Raw genomic sequence first — 22,583 nt, 5'->3', positions numbered from 1 at the left:
GACGGGATCTGTGGAGCTGGATCCGTCCGGCTCGTCGCGTACGGGTTCTCGCGTCAGGACGCGAGGACCTCGTCGAGGAGGGCCTCGGCCTTGTCCTCGTTGGTGTTCTCGGCGAGCGCGAGCTCGCTCACCAGGATCTGGCGCGCCTTCGCGAGCATGCGCTTCTCGCCCGCGGAAAGCCCGCGCTCACGCTCACGGCGCCACAGGTCGCGCACAACTTCGGCGACCTTGATGACATCGCCAGAAGCGAGCTTCTCCAGATTTGCCTTGTAGCGCCGGGACCAGTTCGTCGGCTCTTCTGCATACGGTGCGCGGAGCACCTCGAAGACCCGGTCCAGCCCGTCCTGGCCGACTACGTCGCGAACGCCGACGAACTCCGCATTGTCCGCAGGCACACGAACCGTCAGGTCGCCCTGGGCGACCTTGAGCACCAAGTAGGTCTTGTCCACGCCTTTGATCTGACGAGTCTCAATGGCCTCGATCAGCGCGGCCCCGTGATGGGGATAGACCACGGTGTCGCCAACCTTGAACGTCATGTGACAGGTACCCCTTCCGTGGCTATCCAGGGTAACACGAGAACTGACCGTTATGAATGGCGTTTTCGCAGGTCAGGGCACATCTCGGGGCTTGACAACAGCGACACGTACGTGCTGCGGAGGGCTTCCGGAAGGGGGTATTCGCAGGTCGGAGGCGCTGTGCGGACCGGACGAAACGACCACGCTACACCTGGAGGACGCGCCGCTCGGTGTGATGTACGTCCCGTTTTGCCGGGTTCGAAGGCTGAAAACCGAACTACTCCGTTCGACTGGCGGGCGCCCGTACGGAGCGGTTCCGGCCCAATCCTCGAATTGATCATCGAGAGGCGTTCGGCGGAATCGGGAAATCGATCATCGCGATTCGGCGGAATGCGAGATCGGCGGGCGTACGGGAAGCCACCGGCGCGGTGCTCGCCGGCCATCACCGAGTGATCGCGGACGGTTCCCCGCGGTGATCGCGCGGACCCGTACAGGGCGCCTCGGGCGCTGCGGAGGGTCGGGTGCGGGGGCGGGGCGGCGGCTCGGTAACCTAAGCGCGCTGACACACCCTTAGGGCGGCTTTACCTCAGCCGTCCGACGGTGCACCTCCCCCGGCGCGAGCCGGGGCCGTCCACCTTTCCGTCCGTACGTCCAAGGAGTTGCCGCCGCCGTGAGCCGCAGCCTTCGACGCGGCGCTCTCGCCGCTACCGCCATCGTGTTCTCGATCGCTTCGCTCTCCGCATGCGCTGCGGGCAACGACGCGCAGACTCTGGAGATCAAGCCGGACAACGCCGCCGTCACCAAGGGCGACATCAAGATCCAGAACGCCCTGGTGATCACCCAGACCAAGGACAAGAAGGGCCCGGCCGCCGTCTCCGCGACCGTCTTCAACGGCGGCAGCACCCCCCAGACCATTGACGCCATCACCCTCGCGGGTGGCAAGGCCAAGGTGACGCTGAAGCCGGCCGAGGGCTCGGGCAAGGTCACCGTCCCGGCCGGCGGTTCGGTGGTGCTCGGTGGCAAGGGCAACGCCTCCGCCGTCGTCGAGGGCGGCCGCGAGGCCGTTCAGGACGGCAACGTGCAGGAGGTCGTCTTCCAGCTCAGCAACGCGGGCGACGTGAAGCTGAGCGCCTACGTCGTCCCCGGCGCGGGCATGTACGCCGCCTTCGGTCCGACCGAGGCCCCGGCCGGCGCCCCCGGCGCGGCCGGCGCGAGCCCTTCGGGCAGCCCCTCCGGCACCCCGGCGGGCGCGCCGTCCGGCAGCCCCTCCGGCGCCGTGTCGGGCGCCCCGTCGGGCTCGCCGTCCGGAACCCCCGCGGGCGCCGCCTCGCACGCCGCCGGTCACTGAGCCGCGCGGACAGGACGTAAAGGGAAGGGCCCCCATCCGCGGATGGGGGCCCTTCCCTGTGTGCATCCTGGGCCGCATGTCGCATGGGTACGCGGCCGCGGCCGGGGTTTACGGCTCGAACTTGTAGCCCAGGCCGCGGACCGTGACCAGGTAGCGCGGCGCGCCCGGGTCCGGCTCGATCTTGGCGCGCAGGCGCTTGACGTGGACGTCGAGGGTCTTGGTGTCGCCGACGTAGTCGGCCCCCCACACCCGGTCGATCAGCTGCATGCGGGTCAGGACCCGGCCCGCGTTGCGCAGCAGCATCTCCAGCAGGTCGAACTCCTTGAGCGGGAGGTCCACCTTGCCGCCGGCGACGGTGACCACGTGCCGGTCCACGTCCATCCGCACGGGCCCGGCCTCCAGCGCGGCCGGGGTGACCTCCTCCGGCTCGCCGCGGCGGCGCAGGACCGCGCGGATGCGGGCGACCAGCTCCCGCGAGGAGAAGGGCTTGGTCACGTAGTCGTCGGCTCCTATCTCCAGGCCGACGACCTTGTCGATCTCGCTGTCCTTGGCGGTCACCATGATCACCGGGACGTTGGAGCGGCCGCGCAGCTGGCGGCAGACTTCCGTGCCGGGCAGGCCGGGGAGCATCAGGTCGAGGAGGACGAGGTCGGCGCCGTTGCGCTCGAACTCGTCAAGCCCGTCGGGGCCGGTCGCGGCGATCGCGACCTCGAAGCCCTCCTTGCGGAGCATGTAGGACAGGGCGTCGCTGAAGGATTCCTCATCCTCGACGACGAGCACTCGGGTCACGGAAGGACCTCCGGGGCAGGGATGGTTGTTTCTGAGTCGAGCAGGGGTCGGGCGGGGGTGGAGGCCGAGGGGGTGGAGGGGGTGCCGGCCGGGACGGGGGCGGCCGCTTCCGGAAGGCGCAGGGTGAAGGTGGAGCCCTGTCCCTCCGAACTCCACACCGACACCTCTCCGCCGTGCGAAGCCGCCACGTGCTTCACGATGGCGAGGCCCAGTCCGGTTCCGCCCGTGGCGCGGGAGCGGGCCGGGTCGACGCGGTAGAAGCGCTCGAAGATGCGCTCGCGGTCCTTTTCCGGGATGCCGATGCCCTGGTCGGTCACGGCTATCTCGATCAAGTCTCCTCCCGGCGCGGTCACCCTGCGCGCGGCGATGCCGACGCGGGTGCGGGCCGGGCTGTAGTTGACGGCGTTCTCCACGAGGTTCCCCAGGGCCGCCGCGAGCTGGCCGCGGTTGCCCCACACCCGCAGGTCGGCGGTGCCTCCGGCGGCCATGGTGATCTGCTTGGAGGTCGCGGTGTGGCGGCAGCGGTCGATGGCCTCCGCCACCAGCGTGTCCACGCGGACGGGCTCGGCGTCCTCCAGCGGGTCGTCGTTCTGCACCCGGGAGAGGTCGATGAGCTCCTGTACGAGGTTGATCAGGCGGGTGGCCTCGATCTGCATACGACCGGCGAAGCGGCTGACCGCCTCGGGATCGTCGCTGGCGTCCATCACGGCCTCGGAGAGCAGCGAGATCGCCCCGACGGGGGTCTTCAGCTCGTGCGAGACGTTCGCGACGAAGTCACGGCGGACCGCCTCGATCCGTCGGGCCTCGGTCAGGTCCTCGACCAGCAGCAGCACCAGCCGGGAGCCGAGCGGCGCCACGCGGGCGGAGACGGCCAGGGCCTCGCCGCGGCCGGTGCCCCGCCGGGGCAGATCGAGTTCGACCTGGCGTATCTCCCCGTCCCGGCGGGTGTCGCGGGCCATGTGCAGCATGGGCTCCACGGCGAGCTTGCCGCCGCGGACCAGGCCGAGGGCATACGCCGCCGAGCTGGCCTTGACGACCGCGTCCCCCTCGTCGAGCACGACGGCGGAGGAGCGGAGCACGGAGAGGACGGTGTCCACTCCGGGCGGGAGCACCGCGTTGATGTCGGGGCGCATGGAGCTCCGGGTGGGGCGGGCCTGGTCGCGCTCGCTCCAGCGGAACGCCAGCATCGCGATCACACCGGTGCACAGCCCGGCGATCGCTGCAGCTGCGGCGACCGCCGCGTTCACGTCCATGCATCCAGGTTAAGCAGGCGCGATGACACTTCCACAGCCGTTCGGGTGGCAGCTCGAACACTCGTCGCCCAGAGTTCACCGTGGCGATGGTGCTGATTCACTTGGGGTGCCGGAGTCGGACGCGTTCGCGGCCCACCGTGGCACCGTGGGGCCGGATGGGCCCCCGCGGCCTCATGGCCGCCACGGCCGCCACGGCCGCCGGAGCGCCTCGCGGCGCGTGGCGCGCGCAAGAGCGAGCGGTCGGCAGTAGCGAGCAGGCAGAGCAGGCAAGAGAGGGACACCCATGCGCGACGCGTACCACGAGGAACTGGACTCGATCGGAGAAAGCCTGGTCGAGATGGCCCGGCTCGTCGGTTCCGCGATCGGGCGGGCCACGACGTCCATGCTCGACGCCGACCTGAAGCTGGCGGAGAGCGTCATCGCCGCCGACCAGAAGGTCGACGACCTCCAGCACGACCTGGAAGCCCGCGCGATCGCGCTGCTCGCCCGGCAGCAGCCGGTCGCCACCGATCTGCGCATCGTGGTGACCTCGCTGCGCATGAGCGCCGACCTGGAGCGCTCCGGCGACCTGGCGCAGCACGTGGCGAAGCTGGCGCGGCTGCGTTTCCCGGACCGGGCGGTGCCGCGGGACCTGCACGCCACCATCCTGGAGATGGGGCAATTGGCGCAGCGGCTGATGGCGAAGGCGGCCGAGGTCATCATCACGAAGGACGTGGACCTGGCGCTCCAACTGGAGCAGGACGACGACGAGATGGACCAGCTGCACCGCACGCTGTTCCAGCACCTGATGGACGACCGCTGGAAGCACGGCATCGAGACGGCGGTCGACGTGACGCTGCTGGGCCGCTACTACGAGCGGTTCGCGGACCACGCGGTGTCGGTCGCGAAGCGGGTCGTCTACCTGGTGACGGGCGAGCACGCGGACGAGTTGCAGCCGCCGACCCAGGTCGAGGGCATCTGAGCGCCCGCCCGTCTGGCCGTCTGGCCGTCTGGCCTTCTGGCCGTCTGGCCGGCCGAGCGCGGCGAGCTCCAATGCGCCGTTGACGCGCCGGGGCCCCTGGGCGTGAATGGGGGCGAAGGCACACCGCCTGCGCACCGCCCGCGAGGAGGATCCATGCCCGATTCCCCCGTCCCCATCACCCCGGAGCACGAGCGGCCGCAGCCCCCGCCGGCGCGGGAGCCGCTGCGCCTCCCGCTGCTGGCGGCCTGCGGCTGTGGCTCGGGCTGCGGCTGCGGCTGCCAGTCCGGCGCCCCGTGCCAGTGCGGCGGCTGATGACCTCGGCATCCCGGCCGGCGCCCCGTAGGGCCTCCACCCGCCCCAAGCAGGCGGGCGGAGGCCCTTCGGCCGCTCGGAGGTCAGACACCCCTAGGGTCCCGTGGCGGCGAGGGCGGTGCGGATGGTGTCGAGACGCGCTGCGAGTTCGGCCAGGGAGCACTCGACGCGGGCACCGTTGATCGGCTCGAAGTCCGTCACGCCGGGCGCTGTGGCCAGGTAGTCGGAGGGCGTGATCGCCCAGCCCTCGATCCGACTCCAGCCGGCCTGGACCTCGGCGTTCCGCCCGTCCTCGGACGACACGCGCAGCCACGCCGTGCACTGGTCCGAGAAGTCGTACGGCAGGTAGGCGACCCCGCCCGGCTCTTCGAGCCGCGCGAGGTGGGCGGCCCACTGCCCCACGAGTCGCGCGAGCCGCGGCCCCAGGCCGCCCGCGACCGCGGGGCCGTCGTCGAGGGCGAAGTAGTAGGAGTCGCAGGTGTGCCGGTGGGAGCCGAGGCTCAGTCGGAGATCACCGTGATCCCCCCGCGTGCGGACTCGGTCGAAGTGCAGGGCGACAGCCGCGGCCATGCGCGTTCCCTCTCACGCTCGGGCCCGGCGCGACGAGAAGCCCCCCACCCGCCGGGAAACGGCGGGTGGGGGGCCTCTTCGTGGCTCGGGTTACTTCTTGCCCTGGGTCTGGCGGGCCCGTTTTCCTGCCCTGGTCAGAGGCCCGCGCACCCCGCCTGACCTGCTGTCGAACGGTCATCGTTGGTCGTTGTCCGTCGCACCCGGTCACCCTCGCAGGGCCCAGAGAGGGCCCAAGGACCGGGCCCATGTCGCACCTGGAAGGCCTCAGGAACAAGCAAGAGGAGCACGCCGGGCGTGGTGCTCCTCTTGCTTGTCCAGAAGCCAGCCGCGCAGTTGCCGGTTACCGGTTACAGCCCGCAGACATCACCCTGGACCGCTCCGAGCAGCGCGAACCAGCATCCCCAGGACCTGTAACCGGTAACCGGTAACCGGGTCTGGCGCTCTTCGTGCCTCTCCACAAACTGGCCATCACGACGAAGGGCGTCCGCTCCACGTGGCCGCTTGTCGCTTGTCGTCACCGTGGCGGACTCACTTCGGCCCTGAGGTGCTCCGAAAGGGCCTGCTACCTGCGGGCCGACAAGCGACAAGCGACAAGTCCCGGGGCCAGGACGGCACCCTGGACTGCGTTTCACCACCTACCCCGGGCGTGCACGACAACCGTTAGAGCTCGTAACAGGATCTTGGGGAAAGGCTGGAGGGATGAGCGCAGAGCACTGACGAAGTATCTGGTGAAGAATATCTGCTGCCGATTGGCCGAAGACAGAGTTCAGATCCCTCAACCCGTGATCCGCTTCATGGATGGATCGGTTCGAGATCTCCCGAATCTGACCCTCGAAATGAATATCAACATGGCCAAGTACGAGACGGGAGTGCACCTCAGGGATGCCCATGGCATCGAAGGTTGGAGTCTCTGGATGGGCGATCACGAGATCATCTACGACTGGCAGACCAGTCCACTAGGCACCTTTAGCCACCTGGAATTCGACTGGTTCAACGTGGACTACCAGGTGCTGTTCGGTCGCAGGAAGGGACGGGCGAATTTCTTCAGCGGAGACACTGTGAGACTTGAGCATTTCTGGCCAGAAGGTCTCTCGACTGGCGATGCTCTCCGCGCCTGCCAACTGCAACACCTCCTGAGGGCACGTTCAAGGTCGAGTGTCCTTGGAAACGGCGGCCATGCCGGTGTCGGGTCAAGCTGACCAAGGGAAAGGCCGCTCCCTTAGCAGAAGGAGCAGCGCCGCTCCGGCTCTCTCCGCCTTTGTAGGTCCCTTACGTTGCCAGTCCGGCTCACTTTCGGCCTCCACGGTTCCTACAAGCTGTTCATTGTTGGCGTATACGGAGGTGTCTCTCACGTATCCAACCGGGAGTCTTCTTGAGTCTAGGACATTTCCTGAGTACTCTACCTCGCCTACCCTTTTGTCGCCGTTCTCATATACGTCATATGTAGAGACTCTCCCGATAGTCCGCCCTTGACTATTCGTCACCGTCCCACCGCTCCCAACGGAGCCCATTAGCTGACCGCTCGGGCTGTAAATGCTTTCCATGGCCCACCTCGCTCAGAGATCTTGTTACTCGCCCTGGGACTGCGTTCGCGCGGGGTCCCACCACTGGCAGCCCGCCCCCTGATGTCTTCATCCCGGGGGCGCCTCCACTTCTATTCTCTGCCTGTAACCACTGATCGCACGGCCGCTCCCCGCCCCGTTGTTGGAGTCCGACCGATGGCTTCTACCCTTCTGGTCGGAGGGGAGCCGTACGGCTGGGGCCAGTCTCAGTTTTAGTCTCGGTTGCTGCCTGATCCAGCACGGTACGTGCTCGTCCATGGGCGTACGGTACGTAGCCCGTCCACGCAGGCCCTGGACCAGTCGAGGCGGCCGGCCGCGTTCAGCTCGGCGAGCAGAAGTCGGTGCCGCTGGTCGAAGACCCCGGCCTGCTGCCACCGCTCCAGGCGCCGCCAGCAGGTCTACCCAGTAGGACGGCCACGTGGAAGGGCGGGGCCTTCCAAGGGGGCGAGCGGCGACGGCCCCCTTGGAAGGCCCCGCCCCAGTACGAGAAGGACGGCTTTTCAGGGGATGGGGCCCGCCACCACCTGAAAAGCCGCCGTCACCAGAGGAGAGGGGCGGCTGTTAACGAGGGGTGCATCTGCCGTCCTAGAGAGTTGAAGGAAGACAGCGTCCACAGCGTCCACAGCGTTCATCCCACACCATCTGACCTGCATAGAAGGTGTGGACGCTAACCAGAATGCCCAGCGTCCGACAGTGTCCGCAGCGTCCACAGCTCCACCCCCCACTAAGAGCGTCACCACAGGTCAAAGCGCTGCCGAGACCAAGGCCCGTGCGGACGCTGCATCCTTACTCAGCACAGCCGCAAGACGAAGAGACCACCAGGGCGCGACCGGGTGGTCTCTTCTCCACGGCGGCGGCCGACGGACGGCAGGTGGTTCATAGCGTCACGGGCGTCACGGCAGCCGTGACGCAGAGGCACGCAGGTCAAGGGCGCCAAGACTGGCCCGGGCTGTCACTCGCAGTGGGGTGTGACGCGGGTGCGTCACACCCGTGACGCCCCGCCCGCCGCCAACCTGCGACGCTCCCCCGCCGATTGGGCGAGCGCGAGCGCAGCGAGCTGCCAAGGGTCGGCGGCCGAAGGCCGCTCCTTCCAGTCTGTCCACCTCGCAGAGCCACGGAAACGGGTGCTAGGTCTAGCACCAGTCCTAGCAACTTGAAGGGCCACTGACCTGGGCACTAGCGACTAGCAAGCCCATACGCCGAGACCCCGATTCCGGCCGGAATCGGGGTCTCGGGCTTCAGCTCCGATCGCTAGCCAGGGAGGAAGCCGGGCTTCTCCTGGCCCAGGGCCCGCAGGTTGGCGAGGTAGTCCTGAGCGGCTGGTTCCGCGCTGTAACGGCGCTTCATCTCCGCCGCCAGTTCGCGGCTGGTCATGATGAGGGAGGGCACCGACTGCCTGTCGCCCTGCAGCGCGCGCTCGCCCATGATGAGCGCCTGCTCCAGGTCGCCCTCGCGTGCAGCCGTCACGCCGAGCGTGACGCGCGCCTCCGCGTTCCGCATAGGGGCCCGCTCTGTTCCGTCGAAGTCCGTGCCCGCCCGGAGTACCTCCTCCGCGAGCGTGCGAGCCAGCTTGTCCTCGCCCACCAGGCGGTAGCAGTCCATCGCGTAGAAGTCGAACTTCGCCGGGTCGACAACGAAATGGTTGTCGAGATTCTCCGGATGCGGCATCCCTTCGAGCATCCGCCGGCCGCGGTCCAGAGCGACCTCAACCTGGCGCCGGTCGCCGAGACGCGCCCAGGCCTTGGCCTCCTGCGCCGCAAGCTGCACGGCGACGCCATGGTGTTCCGCAACCTCTGCCCCGGCCTGAGCCGCCGCGATGACGCCGCGGTAGTCGCCGGTGGTGAGGGCGAACCACGCCCGCATCTCGTGGGCCCACCCAGCAACCTCGCCGTGGTCGGACTCAGTCGCGATCGAGAGCGCGGCCCTGCGGGTCGATTCGGCCGCGTGGCGTTCGCCAGAGTCGTACTCGACACAGCCCACGAGCAGGGCGAGCCAGCCTGAGAGTGCAAGCACCTCGCGGTGCTGAGCCAGCGTGAGGCTCTTTGAGTGGAGGTCGACCACCCGCCGCAGCCACTGGCGGCCCTCGATTAGGAGCTGCTCGCTGGGCATGAACGGGTACTCGGAGCACAGCCTGTCGGTCGTGATGCGAAGCGCGTCCAGCGTCGCGTTGTCGACGTCGGAGCGATTGAGGCGACTCACGATTTCCAGGGTCTCCATGCCGCTCACCTCCAGGATCTCCCGGTTCCCGTCCCGCCGGCCGGGAGCCGGGAAGAGCGCGTTCGTCACAGTGCCGAACATGGCCGCGATGATTGGACGGTAGAAGTCGTTCGGAGTGGCGCCTGACTCCCAGCGCTTCCACTGGCGGATCAGGCTGTCGTCGGCGGGAAGCTCAGTCGGGGCGTGGGCCCGAAGAGCCCGTACCGCGTCTCGCTGCGACCAGTCCCGCGCCGCGCGCTCTGCCGCCATCCGTCGTGCCCATGCAGGCCTGTCGTCGCCCATGTGCCTTCTCTCCCGAGTGCCTAACGCGAGTCTTGCCTGTCGCCCCAGGGGACACGCAAGGGGACAGCCAGGGGACTTCGGGGGTGTCCCCCTATCCGACTGGCTGCCACCTCTGTGTCACTTACGGATCAACTCCCTGACACCGCAGGCTGGTTGCAGATCAAGCACCACCAGCGCCGCATCGCGATTCCAGCTCTGCGACGCGTTCAGTCAACGCCTGAATCTGGGAGCGGATTTCCTTGATCTCGTCCGGCTTATCGTCCTGCCCTGCACCGCCAGCAGCGAAGTTCCCGAGGTTGCCCGCAGACACGATCGCCCCTTCAGCGCGCAGGATGGCCAGGCCGTTCTGGATGGTCTGGCCGGCGTACCCGAAGCGCTCAACCAGCTCCCTCTGCGTGGGGAGCCTCTCGCCGGGCCGCATCGACTTCAGCTCCGCCCGCAGCGCGTCGGCAACTTGGGCGGCTTTCGACTTGGGTCCTCCCGTAGCTGTCATGCCCTGAGCGTACCCACCAGAGCGAACTAGTGCACGCCACTCCATGGACCTCGACGACTAGCGCGCACTAGTGCACGCTAGTTAATAGCTAAGGCGCTCGAAAGGGCCGCCGGAAAGCAGAAAAGCCCTGGTCAAAGCCAGGACTCAAGCAGGGAGCGGCCACCTACCGCCAAGCAGTCAGCCGCTCCCCGACCCGCTGAAGGGTGTATCCATCATGCCCGGAACTCTCACGAAGCGGATCACTGACCGCGCCGTCACCAATGGGCCGACTGGGAACGGCCCTGGCGGTCGGAAGTTACAGAACGGGGAGATCATCCCGCTGACGCCCGAGCAGTCGGAGCGCCTGGCCGCCCTCTACGCCGAGTTCGGTGGCGGGCGGCTGGAGAGCTACGCCCGGCGCAAGCTGATGAACCGTGGGATGCGCCGCTCGGAGGCTGCCACGCTGGCGGAGGACATCGTCCAGGAGACGTGGGTGGCGGTGGCCCGGGAGACCACCAAGCCGCTCATGGGCCCGAAGCCGCTGAGCGAGGACGACCGGCGCATCCTGTTGTTCGCGCAGGTCAAGACCCAGATCCACCAGCACCTGCGTCGGGGTATGGCCGGTGAGGGCCCGGTGGACTGGAGCGACCCGGTCATCTGCAACTGGCTGTGCCCGCTGGTGTCCAACGAGTGCGTGCGAACGATCCTCCCGGCCTACCTGGACAGGATGGTGGCCGCCCTCCCGGCACGCGAGCGTCAGGCGCTCCTGCTCCGGCTGGAGGGCATGAACATGCGGCTCGTCGCGGAGCACGTCGGGTGCAGCTACCCCACGGCCAACCGGCTCGTGGAAACGGCCCTGTTGCTCCTCCAGATCGACAACCCGGAGCTGTCGGGTGAGCCCGTCGCGGTGGAGACGCTGCCCCGCTGGGAGCGGGACGAGCTGAACCGGATGAGCGCCGCCCAGCAAGCAGCCCTGCTGCGAATGGACGAGGTCTCCCGGCGCGCCCTGCTGCTGCACGTCGGTCAGGGACTCAACATCACGGACGTCTCCCGGAAGCTCGGGGTACCGCGCTACCAGGTGCTGCCCGTACTGGGTGCCTGCGCCAAGTCGCTGCGCGCCCTGAACGCCGACGACATGACGGTGGCGGCGTGAGGACCCACCAGCTCAACGCGCGACGACGGCGAGCGCGGAAGTTCCAGCTCGCCGTCCGCGACGGGGCTCACTGCACCTACTGCCTGGCCCCGTTCGCCCACCTGCGGCACGCCACCCTGGATCACGTCGTGCCGTTCCACCTCCTGCGCACCTGGTCGGCCGGCCATCTCGTCCTGGCCTGCCGACCGTGCAACCACGCCAAGGCCAACCGCTTCCCGCTGCTGATCGCCCTACTACTCATCCACGCGGTGGACGGGGTGGACGCCTCGACCGTCCACCCCGACGTCCACCCGACTTCCACCCTCGATCGATCGACCGTTCCCGCCGGGGTAAGTCCGCTGATCGAGTCGGGTGGACACGGGGTGGATCGGGTCGACGTTCACCGGTTCGTCGGGGTGTTCACGCCGGACGCCTTGCGGCTGCTGGCCCGCCTCGCGCACGCACGTCAGTCGGGCGACCGCACGGCCGTCGAGTCGGGTGGACGGTCGGGTGTTCACCAGGGTGTTCACCGTGTTCACGAGCACCCCCGCGCGGCCGTCTACCGCAGCTCACGGGGTGGACGGGAAGCCGATCGACCCGCACGCACCCGACTGTGTTCCGCCCCGCACGGACCCGCCCGCACACCCCGAAGGGAGTCGGCGTGAACGCCGCCGTGAACACCGTGAACGGCCACACCCCGACCGTCGATCCGCACACCCCCGCACAGTCCCGCACGCCCGATCCGCACACCCCCCGCACGGCAGGCCGATCGACCCTCGCCGACCCGAGCAGCGGGGAGGGCAAGAAGCCCGCCGCGGCGGCCCGACTGGTCGCCTTGGCCCGGGAGGGGTACACGTTCGTCACCTCGACGGACGGCCGCCCGTACGCGGTCGCGATCGACGGCCCGAACATCGCCCTCCCGCTGCGCGGCCGGGCCGGACTGCGTCAGCGTCTCGCCCGCAAGTACGCCGACACCTACGACGGCAACGTGGCCTCACAGTCCGCGCTGGCGGACGCCATGATGGTCCTGGAGGGAGTCGCCGAGAAGGACGACCCCGCGCCGGTGGACCTGCGGGTGGGAGGCGGTCCGAACGGCATCGTCGTGGACCTGGGCAGCGCGGACGGCCGGGCGGTGACCGTGTCGGCCGGCGGCTGGCACATCGTGGACCGCTCCCCGATCCTGTTCCGCCGATCCGGCGCCATGGCACCCATGCCCGCACCCGTCCTCGACGGCGACGGCCTGGCCAAGCTCCACGCCCTGCTGAACATGGACGCGCCCACCTTCCACCAGCTCGTCGGCTGGCTCATCGCGGCCTGGATCCCCTACATCCCGCACCCGGTGATCACCTTCAAGGGCGAGCAGGGCACGGGGAAGTCGAAGACTGCGCAGATGGTCGTCAACCTCATCGACCCGTCCCCCGCGAGCAAGCGGAGCCAGCCCCGGGACGTCAAGGCGTGGTCGGCTCAGGCTTTCAACTCCTGGGCCCTGTGCCTGGACAACATCAGCACCATCCCGCCCTGGCTGTCCGACACCTTGTGCAAGGCCGTGACCGGTGACGGGATCGTGGACCGCGCCCTCTACACCGACGACGACGTGGTCGTGCTCTCCTTCCGGCGGGTCCTCGCCATGACCACCATCGACGCCGGAGCCCTGGCCGGGGACCTCGCAGAGCGGCTCCTCATGCTCGACCTGCAGCTCATCGAAGAGGACCAGCGCCGCACCGAGGAGGAACTCGACGCCGCCTTCGAGGCAGTCCGACCCGCCGTCCTGGGTGCCCTGTTCGACCTCCTGGCGGCCGTCCTAGCCGTCCTGCCCGGCATCAAGTTGGACTCCATGCCCCGCATGGCCGACTTCGCCCGCGTCCTCGCCGCCGTCGATCAGGTGCAGGAGTGGCACACCCTCGACTCCTACCTCGCCACCTCAGCCAACGTCGCCGGAGACGCACTCGAAGGGGACCCCTTCGGCACAGCCGTCGCCGCCCTCGTGGAGGAGTGCGGGACCTGGAGCGGGACTGCCGCCCAACTCCTGGAACAGCTCCCGCTCCCCGGAGGGTTCCGGCCGCAGGGCTGGCCCAAGGACGCCACCCGGGCCAGCGGGCGCATCAAACGGCTCGCGCCGCTCCTGCGGTCCATCGGGGTGGCCGTGGACGACACACAACGTAGCCAGGACCGGCACCGCCACCGCCTACTCGTCCTCTCCCGGATCGACCCCGCCCCGCCCGCAGCGTCCGCACCCCCGCAGGACCCGCTCTGGCCCGAAGTGGCATCACTCGGGCAAGGCCGCACCATCCCTGAACAGCACTGACACCGCCGGATCACCCCCGGACCGGGCCGCGAACCAGCGGCCCGGGCACGTCAGCCCCTGCGGACGCTAGCCCCCGCCGGCGTCCGCAGCGTCCACACCAGCGTCCACACCGCAAACCGCGCCCGACCTGCACGGATAGAGACCCTTCGGACGCTGGGGCGCTATGGACGCTGCGATGCAGCAACTCTCTAGGACCGCGACCGCACCGACCCTCAGCACGCCGCCAAGGACACGAGGAGTCACCCCGCCCATGCCCGCCAACAGCCCGGACAACGACCCCCGCGCGATCCTCCGCGCCGGACTTCCCGACCGGTACCTGACCCCCGAAGACCTCGCCTCCATGCTCGTCGTCCCCATCGAGACCATCTACGGCTGGCGCAAGAAGCGCACCGGCCCGCCCGGATTCCGCGTCGGCCGGCACATCCGCTACGACCCCGCCGCCGTCCACGCCTGGATCCGCGAACAGGCCGACCGCGACGCCGCCTGACGACCCCGACATCCTCCACGCAGAGCTACTGCCTACTGCCTACTGCCCACCGGGCACTAGGCAGTAGAACCCCTTCCGCAGCCACCCCACCACCCCTGAACAGGCCTGTTGGCAGTAGGCAGTAGGCACTAGCCGGTGGGCAGTAGGCAGTAGCTCCCCGTCACAGCGTCCGAGAGGGCGCCGCAAGTAGAGCCACCCCCCTTACCCCGGTAGCGGGCGCGGTAGCGGCCCCTGAACAGCTCGGTAGCGCCGGTAAAGGGGCCCCGCCCAACCCCTCGCAACCCAGGGAAGCACCAGGGAGGCAGGGAGAACTCCCTGACCGCCTCCCTGGACCACCTCCCTCCACCTGAGCTGCACAGACAGCCCTTCAGGGAGGCAGGGAGGCACCCCGCCAACCAGCCCCAGAACCCTCGCAGAGAGCCCGCCGGACACCCCCGTCCGGCCTCCCTGAGTACCAGCCACGACCCGATCCACCTACTCGAAGGAACCCCTCGACATGGCCGGCAGCATCCAAGACCGTTGGTTCAGGACTGAGACCGACGGCAACGGCAAGACCACCCGAGTGAAGACCGAGCGCCATGGCACCGGCATGCGCTACAGGGCGCGCTACTTCGCACCCGACGGCAAGCGGAAGTCCAAGTCCTTCGAGGACGGGCAGAAGCGCCTCGCCGAGCAGTGGCTCAGCACCATCAGCGCCGACGTCGCGCGCGGCCAGTACATCGACCCGAACGCGGCCCGGACATCCTTCAAGGAGTTCGCGGAGAAGTGGCTGGCGAGCCAGAGCGGTGACCCGAACACCCGCGCGTCGATGACGTCTCAGCTCAAGCTGCACGCCTTCCCCCGCATCGGGGACCGGCCGCTGGGCTCCTTCCAGCCGAGCCACATCCGCGAGTTCGTGACCCAGCTCGAAGCCTCCGGGATGTCCGGCTCGTACGCCCGCGTCATCTTCTCCAACGTGCGCGCCGTCCTGAGCGCGGCCGTCGAAGACGGGTACCTGCCTCGGAACCCCTGTAACTCGCGCACGGTGACGCTCCCGGAGATGGGCGCGCGCCGTGTGGTCCCCTGGCTGCCGGAACGGGTCTTCGCCGTGCGCGGCGCGCTGGTGGAGCGGTTCCGGCCCATGGTGGACGTGGGCGCCGGGTGCGGTCTGCGGCAGGGGGAAATCCTCGGGCTGTCCTTCGAAGAACTCGACTTCGACAACCACACCCTTCACGTCGTCCAGCAGCTCAAGCTGAGCTTGAGCACGCCCGTGTTCGCTCCTCCGAAGGGCGGCAAGTTGCGCGACGTGCCGCTACCCGACCCCGTGGCGGACGCGCTCAAGGCGCACATGAAGCGCTTCCCTCCGGTGGAGATCACGCTGCCGTGGATGCGTGCCGGCGGGCCGCCCGTAACCAAGCGCTTGATCTTCACCGGCCCCCTTGGCGGACATGTCTGGCGTACGTCGCTGAACGAGGATCACTGGAAACCCTCGCTCGCCAAGGTCGGAGTCATCCCCGCGGCGAAGAGCCGCGGGCACGCCGCCGCGCGAGAGCACGGCATGCACGCGCTGAGGCACTTCTACGCGTCCGTGCTGCTGGACGCGGGAGAAAGCATCAAGGCCGTGAGCGAGTACCTGGGGCACTCCGATCCAGGACTCACGCTCAAGGTGTACGCCCACCTCATGCCCAGCAGCCGGGACCGCGCGAGGCAGGCACTCGGCAAGGCTCTGCGGCCGGACGGCCCCCCGCACTGAGGGCCCACAGTGGGCCCAGAGCAAACGAAAACCCCTGACCTGCACCATGTGGGCAGGTCAGGGGCATGATCGCTTTTCTTACTTCTTCTTGCCCTGGTTCTTGACGGCCTCGATGGCGGCCGCGGCGGCGGTCGGGTCGAGGTAGGTGCCGCCCGGGGTGAGGGGTTTGAAGTCCGCGTCCAGCTCGTAGGAGAGCGGGATGCCGGTCGGGATGTTGAGGCCCGCGATGTCGGCGTCCGAGATGCCGTCCAGGTGCTTGACCAGGGCGCGCAGGGAGTTGCCGTGCGCGGCGACCAGGACCGTGCGGCCGGTCAGCAGGTCCGGGACGATGGCGTCGTACCAGTACGGGAGCATCCGGACGACGACGTCCTTGAGGCACTCCGTGCGCGGGCGCAGCTCCGGCGGGATCGTCGCGTAGCGCGCGTCGTCGGATTGGGAGAACTCCGTACCGTCCTCGAGCGGCGGCGGCGGGGTGTCGTACGAGCGGCGCCACAGCATGAACTGCTCCTCGCCGAACTCGGCGAGCGTCTGGGCCTTGTCCTTGCCCTGGAGGGCGCCGTAGTGGCGCTCGTTCAGGCGCCAGGAGCGGTGGACCGGGATCCAGTGGCGGTCGGCGGCCTCCAGCGCCAGCTGCGCGGTGCGGATCGCGCGCTTCTGGAGCGAGGTGTGCACGACATCGGGGAGCAGGCCGGCGTCCTTGAGCAGCTCACCGCCGCGGACCGCCTCCTTCTCGCCCTTCTCGTTGAGATTGACGTCCACCCAGCCGGTGAACAGGTTCTTCGCGTTCCACTCGCTCTCGCCGTGACGGAGGAGGATCAGCTTGTACGGTGCGTCGGCCATGCGTACGAGCCTAATGGACGGCCCGGGGCGCTCGCGCGCGGTGTCCACGGCCGTCGGCGGCCCCGTTTCGGGCCCTTGCCCGCGGCCCGGTCGAGCCTCCCGCGCCCGGCCCCGCCGGGCCCCGTCGACTCCCCGCCGGGTCGCGCCGATTGACGCTCGGCGTCAATTGGGTGGCGGTTCCACGACGGCCGCTCGTAGGGTGCGGAGAGCCGAAGAGGCACTTACTTGCTGACGCTTGATCGCCTGGGGGAATCCGTATGTCGGTGGGCCGTTTGACGCGGGGGGCGCGGGAGAGCGTGGCAGGACTGCCGCGCGCCTTCTGGTGGCTGTGGACGAGCACGCTGATCAACCGGCTCGGGGCCTTCGTCGCCACCTTCATGACCCTGTACCTGACCATCGACCGCGGCTACTCGGCCTCCTTCGCGGGTCTGGTGCTGGCCCTGCACGGCCTGGGCGGCGTGCTGTCGTCGCTGGTCGCGGGGGTGTTGACCGACCGGCTGGGGCGGCGGCCGACGCTGCTCGCCGCGCAGCTCTCCACCGCCTTCTCGGTGGCGCTGCTGGGCTTCATGGAGCATCCGGGGGCGATCGCGGCGGTGGCGCTGCTGGTCGGCATGACTTCGAACGCCTCCCGCCCGGCGGTCACCGCGATGATGGCGGACATCGTCCGGCCGGAGGACCGGGTACGGGCCTTCGCGCTGAACTACTGGGCCATCAACCTCGGTTTCGGCGTCAGCGCGATGGCGGCCGGGCTGGTGGCGGAGTACAGCTACCTGGCCGGTTTCCTGGGCGAGGCGACGCTCACCCTGCTGTGCGCGGTGCTGGTGTTCGTGAAGCTTCCCGAGTCCCGCCCGGTGCGGGACACGAGCGGCGGCGCGGACGAAGGGCCGGCGATCGGGCTGGGGACGGTGCTGCGCGACGGGCGGTTCATGGGCGTCGTCGGGCTGTCGTTCCTGATTTCGCTGATCTTCACCCAGGGGTCGGTGGGCCTGCCGGCGGCGATGGGCGCGGCCGGGTACTCGGCCGGGGACTACGGGCTGGTCGTCGCGGCGAACGGGTTGCTGATCGTGCTGCTCCAGATCCCGGTCACCCGGTTCATCGAGCACCGGGACCCGCAGCGGCTGCTGGTGATCTCGGCGTTGTTGGCCGGCTACGGGTTCGCGATGACGGCCTTCGCCGGGTCGCTGTGGGCGTACGCGCTGACGGTGTGCGTGTGGACGCTGGCGGAGATCGTGAACTCGCCGACGCAGATGGGGCTGGTGGCGCGGCTGTCCCCGGTGCACGGGCGGGGGCGCTACCAGGGGATGTACACGATGTCGTGGGCGGTGGCCTCGCTGGTGGCCCCGCTGATGGCCGGCTACGTGATCGACCACCTCGGGGCCGGGTGGCTGTGGGGGGCGACCGGGGCGCTGGGCACGGTGGCCGGGCTGGGGTACTGGCTGCTGATGCGGCGGCTGCCGGCGGAGCGGCCGGCCGTGGTCCCGACCCCCGTCGCCCCGACCCAGGCCCCCGATCCGGCCGTCGCCTGAAACGCCCGAAACGCCTGCAACCGGCGGGCCGGGCGCGTCAGGCCGGGCGCCTCAGGCCGGGCGCGTCAGGTGCCGGAACGCGTCCAGGTTGCGGGTGGATTCGCCGCGCGAGACGCGCCACTCGTACTCGCGCCGGATCGCGCTCGCGAAACCCAGCTCCAGCAGCGTGTTGAACGCGCCGTCCGCCGCCTCCAGGACCGTGCCGAGGAGCCGGTCCAGGTCGGCGGGGGTGACCACGCTCAGCGGGAGCCGCGCCGTCAGGTAGACGTCGCCGAGACCGTCGACCGCGTAGGCCATCCCGTACAGCTTGAGGTTGCGCTCCAGCAGCCAGCGGTGGACGCCCGCCTCGTTCTCGTCGGGGTGGCGGATGACGAAGGCGTTCACCGACAGGGAGTGCTTGCCGACCCGCAGCGAGCAGGTGGTGCTCAGCTTGCGCGTGCCGGGCAACTGGACGACGTAGGAGCCCGGTGCCGGGCTCTCCCAGTCCAGGCCGGCCTCGGAGAGGGTGTCCTCGACGATCGCGGTGGTGTCAGCGTCTGCGTCAGCCATGGTGGGAGCGTACGCGACGGCGATGATCATGCATCGCCGCGGTGTAGACGTCCGCCGTGCCGCTCGCCGCGGTGTCCCAGCCGAAGAACTGCGCGTGCCGTGCGGCCTCGGCGCCCATCCGGTCCGTCAGCCCCGGTTCGTCCAGGAAGCGGCGCAGCTCGCGCGCGTAGTCCACCGGATCGTGGCCGGGTACGAGGATGCCCGTCACGCCGTCGTTGACGGCGACCGGCAGCCCGCCGACCTCCGCCGCGAGCACCGGGGTGCCGGTGGCCTGCGCCTCGATCGCGACGAGTCCGAAGGATTCGTTGTACGAGGGCATGACCAGCACCGACGCCGCCCGGAACCAGTCGGCGAGCCGGTCCTGCGCCACCGGCGGGTGGAAGTGGACGACGTCCGCGATGCCGAGCTTCGCGGCGAGCTTCTGCAGCCCCTCCGGCTTGGCGAGGCCGCTGCCGCTGGGGCCGCCGACGACGGGTACGAAGAGCCGCGCGCGCAGCGACGGATCGCGGTCCACCAGCTCCGCGACCGCCCGCAGCAGGATGTCGGGGGCCTTGAGCGGCTGGATGCGGCCCGCGAAGAGCGGGATCACGGCGTCCTGCGGGAGTCCGAGGCGGGCGCGGGCGGCGGCCCGGCCGTCGCCGACGGTGAAGCGGTCGAGGTTCACGCCGGGGTGGACGACGGCGACCTTGCCGGGGTCGGCCTCGTAGTGCCGGACGAGTTCGTCGGCCTCCTCGGCGGTGTTGGCGATGAGCCGGTCGGCCGCCGCGACGATCTGGGTCTCGCCGATGACGCGGGCGGCGGGCTCGGGGGTGTCGCCCTCCGCCAGCGCCGCGTTCTTGACCTTGGCCATGGTGTGCATGGCGTGCACGAGCGGCACGCCCCAGCGTTCGGCGGCGAGCCACCCGACATGGCCGGAGAGCCAGTAGTGGGAGTGGACGAGGTCGTAGTAGCCCGGGCGGTGCCCGGCCCACGCCTGCATCACGCCGTGGGTGAAGGCGCAGAGCTGGGCCGGCAGCTCCTCCTTGGCGAGGCCCTCGTACGGGCCCGCGTCCACGTGCCGGACCAGGACGCCGGGGGCCAGCTCGACCCGGGGCGGCAGCCCGCCGGTGGTGGCGCGGGTGAAGATCTCCACCTCGATGTTGATCGCGGCCAGCCGCCTGGCGAGCTCGACGATGTACACGTTCATCCCGCCGGCGTCGCCGGTGCCGGGCTGGTGCAGCGGTGAGGTGTGCACGCTGAGCATGGCGACGCGGCGGGGCTTGCGGGAGTGGCCCACGGCCGGGAGCCGCAGGCGGGGCGGCTCGTGGCGGGTCGAGCGGGCGGCGGCGATACGGCCGCTGATACTGCCGCCGAGGCGGGACACGTACTGGCTCAAGGGAGCAGTTCCTCTCGCTCGGACGGCGCGCTGGGGCATGACGTAGGGCATGGCTCGCAGAGCGCGGTCAGCGCCCTGCAAGGAGTGCAACCCGGATGGACGCGTCCCGCATTCCGAGGTGGACGGATTTCCTCGCTTCTTTTCGCTCCGCATACGCTCGGCGCATGGTTTCCCGCAGCACCCCACCGCCCCCCAGACGCCCCGTGGGCACGGTCACGCGCGGGACCACGAACCCGAACCGGCTGCGCCGGATGGACCGCTGGATCGCCGCCACGCACGGGGCCGCGCTGCGCCGGGCGGAGGCGCCGGTGGCGGTGGACCTCGGTTACGGGGCCGCTCCCTGGACGGCGGTCGAGTTGCTGGCCCGGCTGCGGGAGGCGGCGCCGCGGGTGCGGGTGGTCGGCATCGAGATCGAGCCGGCGCGGGTGGCGGCGGCGAAGCCGTACGAGCGGGACGGGCTCAGTTTCCGGCACGGCGGCTTCGAGGTCCCGCTGGACGGCGGGGCGGCCCCGATGCTGATCCGCGCGGCGAACGTGCTGCGGCAGTACGACGAGGAGCAGGTCGAGGCGGTGTGGCGGCGGCTGTGCGCGCGGCTGGCGCCGGGCGGGCTGCTCGTCGAGGGGACGTGCGACGAGATCGGGCGGCGACACGTATGGGTCGCGCTCGGGCCCGAGGGGGCGCGCACGGTCACCTTCGCGACCCGACTGGGCTCCCTGGAGCGCCCCTCGGACCTGGCGGAGCGGTTGCCGAAGGCACTGATCCACCGCAACGTGCCGGGTGAGCCGGTGCACGCGTTCCTGCGCGACTTCGACCGCGCGTGGGCGGCGGCGGCCCCGTACGCCTCCTACGGGGCCCGGCAGCGCTGGATCCGGACGGCGCGGGCGCTGGCCGGCGACTGGCCGCTGGCGGACGGGCCGGTGCGCTGGCGGCAGGGTGAACTGACCGTGCGGTGGGAGGCGTTGCGCCCGACGGGGTGAACATCGCCGCTCGGGGAACCGGGGTGGGAAACCGGGGTGGGAAACCGTCCGTTGAGCAGGCGGTGCGGGGTTATCCACAGAGGGTGTCGGAATTCACCGACTCGTGGCACCATCCCGAATGCCAGAGTAAGTTACTGATGGATAGTCAGATGTGATACCCGGTGATGTCCGTGTGTCCCATCCGACTTGGGGCGCCTGGGGGGAACCATGGGGACCGTGAAGCGAGCGCGCCGGCGGGGCGCATCCGCTCTCACGCTGCTGTGCGCGATGGCGGTGCTGGCGAGCGCGCCGACCCTCGGCCTCGCGGGGACCGCGTACGCGGCGCCCGGCGCGCCCACCGCTCCCGCGGCGCCGGCGCCGGAACCGGGGACCAAGTCCCTGGAGGAGGTCCGCAAGGAGATCGAAGAGCTGTACCGCCAGGCCGGGACGGCCACGGACGCGTACAACCAGGCGGAGAGCGAGACCAAGGCGCAGTCCGAACGGGTCGTGGAACTCGCCAAGCAGGTCGCGGCCGGCCGGGAGCGGATCACCTCGCTGAAGGACCGCGCGGGCGCCGCCGCCCGCGCCCAGTACCGCTCCGGCGGCCTGCCGCCGGGCGCGCGCCTGGCGCTGAGCGGCAGCCCGAGCCAGTACCTGGACGGCGCGGACCGGCTGCGGCAGGGCGAGAAGGCCACCGCGGACCTGCTCGCCGACCTGAACCGCACCCAAAGCGACCTCCAGCGGTACGCGAAGGACGCGAGCGCGCTGTGGCAGAAGCTGGAGGCGAACCGGGTCAAGCAGGAGACCGCCAAGAAGGAGATCGAGGAGAAGATCAAGGCGGCCCAGGAGCTGGAGAGCAAGCTGGCGGCCGAGGAGAAGGCCAAGCTGCTCCAGCTGGAGCAGGACGCCCAGCGCCAGGCGCAGACGGCCTGGCTGTCGTCGGGCGTCCTGAAGGAGATCAACGGCACGGCGTCGGAGGCCGGGAAGAAGGCCATCCGGTTCGCCACCGCCCAGGTCGGCAAGCCGTACGTGTGGGGCGCCGTGGGTCCGGACTCGTACGACTGCTCCGGGCTGACCTCGCAGGCGTGGCTGGCGGCGGGCCGGGGCATCCCGCGGACCTCGCAGGAGCAGTTGCGACTGCTGCCGAAGGTCGCGATCAAGGACATGCGTCCGGGCGACCTGATCATCTACTTCGACGACGCCAGCCACGTCGCCCTGTACGTCGGCGACGGCGCGATCATCCACGCCCCGCGGCCGGGCCGCAACGTCACGCTCGCGGGCGCGGGCTCGATGCCGATCAAGGCAGTGGTCCGCCCGGACGCGTGACCGGACGGTACGCCCGGACGAGGTCCGCCCCGGGGCGGCGGGAAGCCCCCGCCCGCCGTCTCGGTGGGCGGGAC

General features: G+C 70.0%; 22 protein-coding genes and 1 pseudogene. 12 read left to right on the top strand and 11 right to left on the bottom strand.

The window, feature by feature from the left end; all coding sequences use genetic code 11:
* Positions 1-53 precede the first annotated feature (53 nt).
* The gene (locus ACFVXJ_RS20275) at positions 54-536 is read right to left on the bottom strand and encodes a CarD family transcriptional regulator (protein WP_003953493.1); all 483 of its coding nucleotides are present in this window, start codon (positions 534-536) and stop codon (positions 54-56) included.
* Between the two features lie 649 nt (positions 537-1,185).
* Here ACFVXJ_RS20275 and ACFVXJ_RS20270 point away from each other — a divergent pair.
* Entirely contained in the window at positions 1,186-1,863 is a 678-nt protein-coding gene (locus tag ACFVXJ_RS20270; RefSeq protein WP_389663380.1) for a DUF461 domain-containing protein, read from the top strand.
* A 108-nt stretch (positions 1,864-1,971) separates the two neighbouring features.
* On the opposite strand, the gene ACFVXJ_RS20265 is transcribed toward ACFVXJ_RS20270, so the two are convergent.
* The gene (locus tag ACFVXJ_RS20265) at positions 1,972-2,652 is read right to left on the bottom strand and encodes a response regulator transcription factor (RefSeq protein WP_030387286.1); all 681 of its coding nucleotides are present in this window, start codon (positions 2,650-2,652) and stop codon (positions 1,972-1,974) included.
* Positions 2,649-3,905, bottom strand: coding sequence for a sensor histidine kinase (locus ACFVXJ_RS20260; RefSeq protein WP_389663379.1), 1,257 nt, complete (start codon positions 3,903-3,905; stop codon positions 2,649-2,651). Before ACFVXJ_RS20260 ends, ACFVXJ_RS20265 begins: the two co-directional genes overlap by 4 nt.
* 283 nt (positions 3,906-4,188) lie before the next feature.
* Between ACFVXJ_RS20260 and phoU the strand changes: the two genes are divergently transcribed.
* The gene (gene phoU / locus ACFVXJ_RS20255; protein WP_389663378.1) at positions 4,189-4,866 is read left to right on the top strand and encodes a phosphate signaling complex protein PhoU; all 678 of its coding nucleotides are present in this window, start codon (positions 4,189-4,191) and stop codon (positions 4,864-4,866) included.
* A 153-nt stretch (positions 4,867-5,019) separates the two neighbouring features.
* Positions 5,020-5,178: a hypothetical protein gene (locus ACFVXJ_RS20250; RefSeq protein ID WP_361314502.1), complete on the top strand. Its 159-nt coding sequence runs from the start codon at positions 5,020-5,022 to the stop codon at positions 5,176-5,178.
* A gap of 93 nt (positions 5,179-5,271) precedes the next feature.
* Here ACFVXJ_RS20250 and ACFVXJ_RS20245 read toward each other — a convergent pair whose 3' ends face one another.
* On the bottom strand, positions 5,272-5,748 hold the full coding sequence (locus ACFVXJ_RS20245; RefSeq protein ID WP_389663377.1) for a hypothetical protein: 477 nt from the start codon (positions 5,746-5,748) through the stop codon (positions 5,272-5,274).
* A 728-nt stretch (positions 5,749-6,476) separates the two neighbouring features.
* Between ACFVXJ_RS20245 and ACFVXJ_RS20240 the strand changes: the two genes are divergently transcribed.
* Positions 6,477-6,947: a hypothetical protein gene (locus tag ACFVXJ_RS20240; RefSeq protein WP_389663376.1), complete on the top strand. Its 471-nt coding sequence runs from the start codon at positions 6,477-6,479 to the stop codon at positions 6,945-6,947.
* On the opposite strand, the gene ACFVXJ_RS20235 is transcribed toward ACFVXJ_RS20240, so the two are convergent.
* From ACFVXJ_RS20235 to ACFVXJ_RS20220, 4 genes and pseudogenes are all read right to left on the bottom strand, one after another.
* The gene (locus ACFVXJ_RS20235; protein ID WP_389663374.1) at positions 6,939-7,292 is read right to left on the bottom strand and encodes a 5-fold beta-flower protein; all 354 of its coding nucleotides are present in this window, start codon (positions 7,290-7,292) and stop codon (positions 6,939-6,941) included. The genes ACFVXJ_RS20240 and ACFVXJ_RS20235 overlap by 9 nt on opposite strands.
* 296 nt (positions 7,293-7,588) lie before the next feature.
* Positions 7,589-7,708, bottom strand: a pseudogene (locus ACFVXJ_RS20230) (IS5/IS1182 family transposase); the annotation flags it as partial.
* A gap of 853 nt (positions 7,709-8,561) precedes the next feature.
* Positions 8,562-9,809, bottom strand: coding sequence for an XRE family transcriptional regulator (locus tag ACFVXJ_RS20225; RefSeq protein ID WP_389663372.1), 1,248 nt, complete (start codon positions 9,807-9,809; stop codon positions 8,562-8,564).
* Positions 9,810-9,969: 160 nt separating this feature from the next.
* Entirely contained in the window at positions 9,970-10,302 is a 333-nt protein-coding gene (locus ACFVXJ_RS20220) for a GntR family transcriptional regulator (protein ID WP_389663370.1), read from the bottom strand.
* Positions 10,303-10,516: 214 nt separating this feature from the next.
* On the opposite strand from ACFVXJ_RS20220, the gene ACFVXJ_RS20215 reads away from it, so the two are divergent.
* The 5 genes from ACFVXJ_RS20215 to ACFVXJ_RS20195 all read left to right on the top strand — a co-directional run bounded on the left by ACFVXJ_RS20215 (position 10,517) and on the right by ACFVXJ_RS20195 (position 15,937).
* The gene (locus ACFVXJ_RS20215; protein ID WP_389663369.1) at positions 10,517-11,434 is read left to right on the top strand and encodes a sigma factor-like helix-turn-helix DNA-binding protein; all 918 of its coding nucleotides are present in this window, start codon (positions 10,517-10,519) and stop codon (positions 11,432-11,434) included.
* Positions 11,431-12,078, top strand: a complete 648-nt coding sequence (locus ACFVXJ_RS20210; RefSeq protein ID WP_389663367.1) for an HNH endonuclease — start codon at positions 11,431-11,433, stop codon at positions 12,076-12,078. Before ACFVXJ_RS20215 ends, ACFVXJ_RS20210 begins: the two co-directional genes overlap by 4 nt.
* Positions 12,075-13,718: an ATP-binding protein gene (locus tag ACFVXJ_RS20205; RefSeq protein WP_389663366.1), complete on the top strand. Its 1,644-nt coding sequence runs from the start codon at positions 12,075-12,077 to the stop codon at positions 13,716-13,718. Before ACFVXJ_RS20210 ends, ACFVXJ_RS20205 begins: the two co-directional genes overlap by 4 nt.
* A gap of 250 nt (positions 13,719-13,968) precedes the next feature.
* A complete protein-coding gene (locus ACFVXJ_RS20200) occupies positions 13,969-14,205 on the top strand; it encodes a helix-turn-helix domain-containing protein (protein ID WP_389663364.1) in 237 nt (78 codons plus the stop codon).
* A gap of 496 nt (positions 14,206-14,701) precedes the next feature.
* The gene (locus tag ACFVXJ_RS20195; RefSeq protein ID WP_389663362.1) at positions 14,702-15,937 is read left to right on the top strand and encodes a tyrosine-type recombinase/integrase; all 1,236 of its coding nucleotides are present in this window, start codon (positions 14,702-14,704) and stop codon (positions 15,935-15,937) included.
* A 78-nt stretch (positions 15,938-16,015) separates the two neighbouring features.
* Here ACFVXJ_RS20195 and ACFVXJ_RS20190 read toward each other — a convergent pair whose 3' ends face one another.
* Entirely contained in the window at positions 16,016-16,777 is a 762-nt protein-coding gene (locus ACFVXJ_RS20190) for a phosphoglyceromutase (protein WP_389663361.1), read from the bottom strand.
* Between the two features lie 257 nt (positions 16,778-17,034).
* On the opposite strand from ACFVXJ_RS20190, the gene ACFVXJ_RS20185 reads away from it, so the two are divergent.
* Positions 17,035-18,303, top strand: coding sequence for an MDR family MFS transporter (locus ACFVXJ_RS20185; RefSeq protein ID WP_389663359.1), 1,269 nt, complete (start codon positions 17,035-17,037; stop codon positions 18,301-18,303).
* 51 nt (positions 18,304-18,354) lie between these two features.
* Here the strand turns inward: ACFVXJ_RS20185 and ACFVXJ_RS20180 are convergent, their stop codons facing one another.
* Both ACFVXJ_RS20180 and mshA read right to left on the bottom strand, forming a co-directional pair.
* The gene (locus ACFVXJ_RS20180; protein ID WP_389663357.1) at positions 18,355-18,852 is read right to left on the bottom strand and encodes a YbjN domain-containing protein; all 498 of its coding nucleotides are present in this window, start codon (positions 18,850-18,852) and stop codon (positions 18,355-18,357) included.
* On the bottom strand, positions 18,845-20,227 hold the full coding sequence (gene mshA / locus ACFVXJ_RS20175) for a D-inositol-3-phosphate glycosyltransferase (protein ID WP_389663356.1): 1,383 nt from the start codon (positions 20,225-20,227) through the stop codon (positions 18,845-18,847). The genes ACFVXJ_RS20180 and mshA overlap by 8 nt, the downstream gene beginning before the upstream one ends.
* A gap of 164 nt (positions 20,228-20,391) precedes the next feature.
* On the opposite strand from mshA, the gene ACFVXJ_RS20170 reads away from it, so the two are divergent.
* Both ACFVXJ_RS20170 and ACFVXJ_RS20165 read left to right on the top strand, forming a co-directional pair.
* Positions 20,392-21,204 (top strand): class I SAM-dependent methyltransferase, encoded by an 813-nt coding sequence (locus ACFVXJ_RS20170; RefSeq protein WP_389663354.1) that lies wholly within the window; start codon positions 20,392-20,394, stop codon positions 21,202-21,204.
* Positions 21,205-21,411: 207 nt separating this feature from the next.
* Positions 21,412-22,509, top strand: a complete 1,098-nt coding sequence (locus tag ACFVXJ_RS20165; protein ID WP_389663352.1) for an NlpC/P60 family protein — start codon at positions 21,412-21,414, stop codon at positions 22,507-22,509.
* The last annotated feature ends 74 nt before the right edge of the window (positions 22,510-22,583 follow it).

The organism is Streptomyces sp. NPDC058279 (assembly GCF_042881255.1).
Taxonomy (GTDB): domain Bacteria; phylum Actinomycetota; class Actinomycetes; order Streptomycetales; family Streptomycetaceae; genus Streptomyces.
This window is presented reverse-complemented; position numbering and strand designations above follow the sequence as displayed.

Coding starts and splice junctions, on each gene's coding strand:
- ACFVXJ_RS20260 (WP_389663379.1), bottom strand. CDS start 3,905: ATGGACGTGAACGCGGCGGTCGCCGCAGCTGCAGCGATCGCCGGGCTG.
- ACFVXJ_RS20190 (WP_389663361.1), bottom strand. CDS start 16,777: ATGGCCGACGCACCGTACAAGCTGATCCTCCTCCGTCACGGCGAGAGC.
- ACFVXJ_RS20220 (WP_389663370.1), bottom strand. CDS start 10,302: ATGACAGCTACGGGAGGACCCAAGTCGAAAGCCGCCCAAGTTGCCGAC.
- ACFVXJ_RS20200 (WP_389663364.1), top strand. CDS start 13,969: ATGCCCGCCAACAGCCCGGACAACGACCCCCGCGCGATCCTCCGCGCC.
- ACFVXJ_RS20225 (WP_389663372.1), bottom strand. CDS start 9,809: ATGGGCGACGACAGGCCTGCATGGGCACGACGGATGGCGGCAGAGCGC.
- ACFVXJ_RS20170 (WP_389663354.1), top strand. CDS start 20,392: ATGGTTTCCCGCAGCACCCCACCGCCCCCCAGACGCCCCGTGGGCACG.
- ACFVXJ_RS20275 (WP_003953493.1), bottom strand. CDS start 536: ATGACGTTCAAGGTTGGCGACACCGTGGTCTATCCCCATCACGGGGCC.
- ACFVXJ_RS20245 (WP_389663377.1), bottom strand. CDS start 5,748: ATGGCCGCGGCTGTCGCCCTGCACTTCGACCGAGTCCGCACGCGGGGG.
- ACFVXJ_RS20215 (WP_389663369.1), top strand. CDS start 10,517: ATGCCCGGAACTCTCACGAAGCGGATCACTGACCGCGCCGTCACCAAT.
- ACFVXJ_RS20195 (WP_389663362.1), top strand. CDS start 14,702: ATGGCCGGCAGCATCCAAGACCGTTGGTTCAGGACTGAGACCGACGGC.
- phoU (WP_389663378.1), top strand. CDS start 4,189: ATGCGCGACGCGTACCACGAGGAACTGGACTCGATCGGAGAAAGCCTG.
- ACFVXJ_RS20165 (WP_389663352.1), top strand. CDS start 21,412: ATGGGGACCGTGAAGCGAGCGCGCCGGCGGGGCGCATCCGCTCTCACG.
- ACFVXJ_RS20180 (WP_389663357.1), bottom strand. CDS start 18,852: ATGGCTGACGCAGACGCTGACACCACCGCGATCGTCGAGGACACCCTC.
- ACFVXJ_RS20235 (WP_389663374.1), bottom strand. CDS start 7,292: ATGGAAAGCATTTACAGCCCGAGCGGTCAGCTAATGGGCTCCGTTGGG.
- ACFVXJ_RS20250 (WP_361314502.1), top strand. CDS start 5,020: ATGCCCGATTCCCCCGTCCCCATCACCCCGGAGCACGAGCGGCCGCAG.
- ACFVXJ_RS20185 (WP_389663359.1), top strand. CDS start 17,035: ATGTCGGTGGGCCGTTTGACGCGGGGGGCGCGGGAGAGCGTGGCAGGA.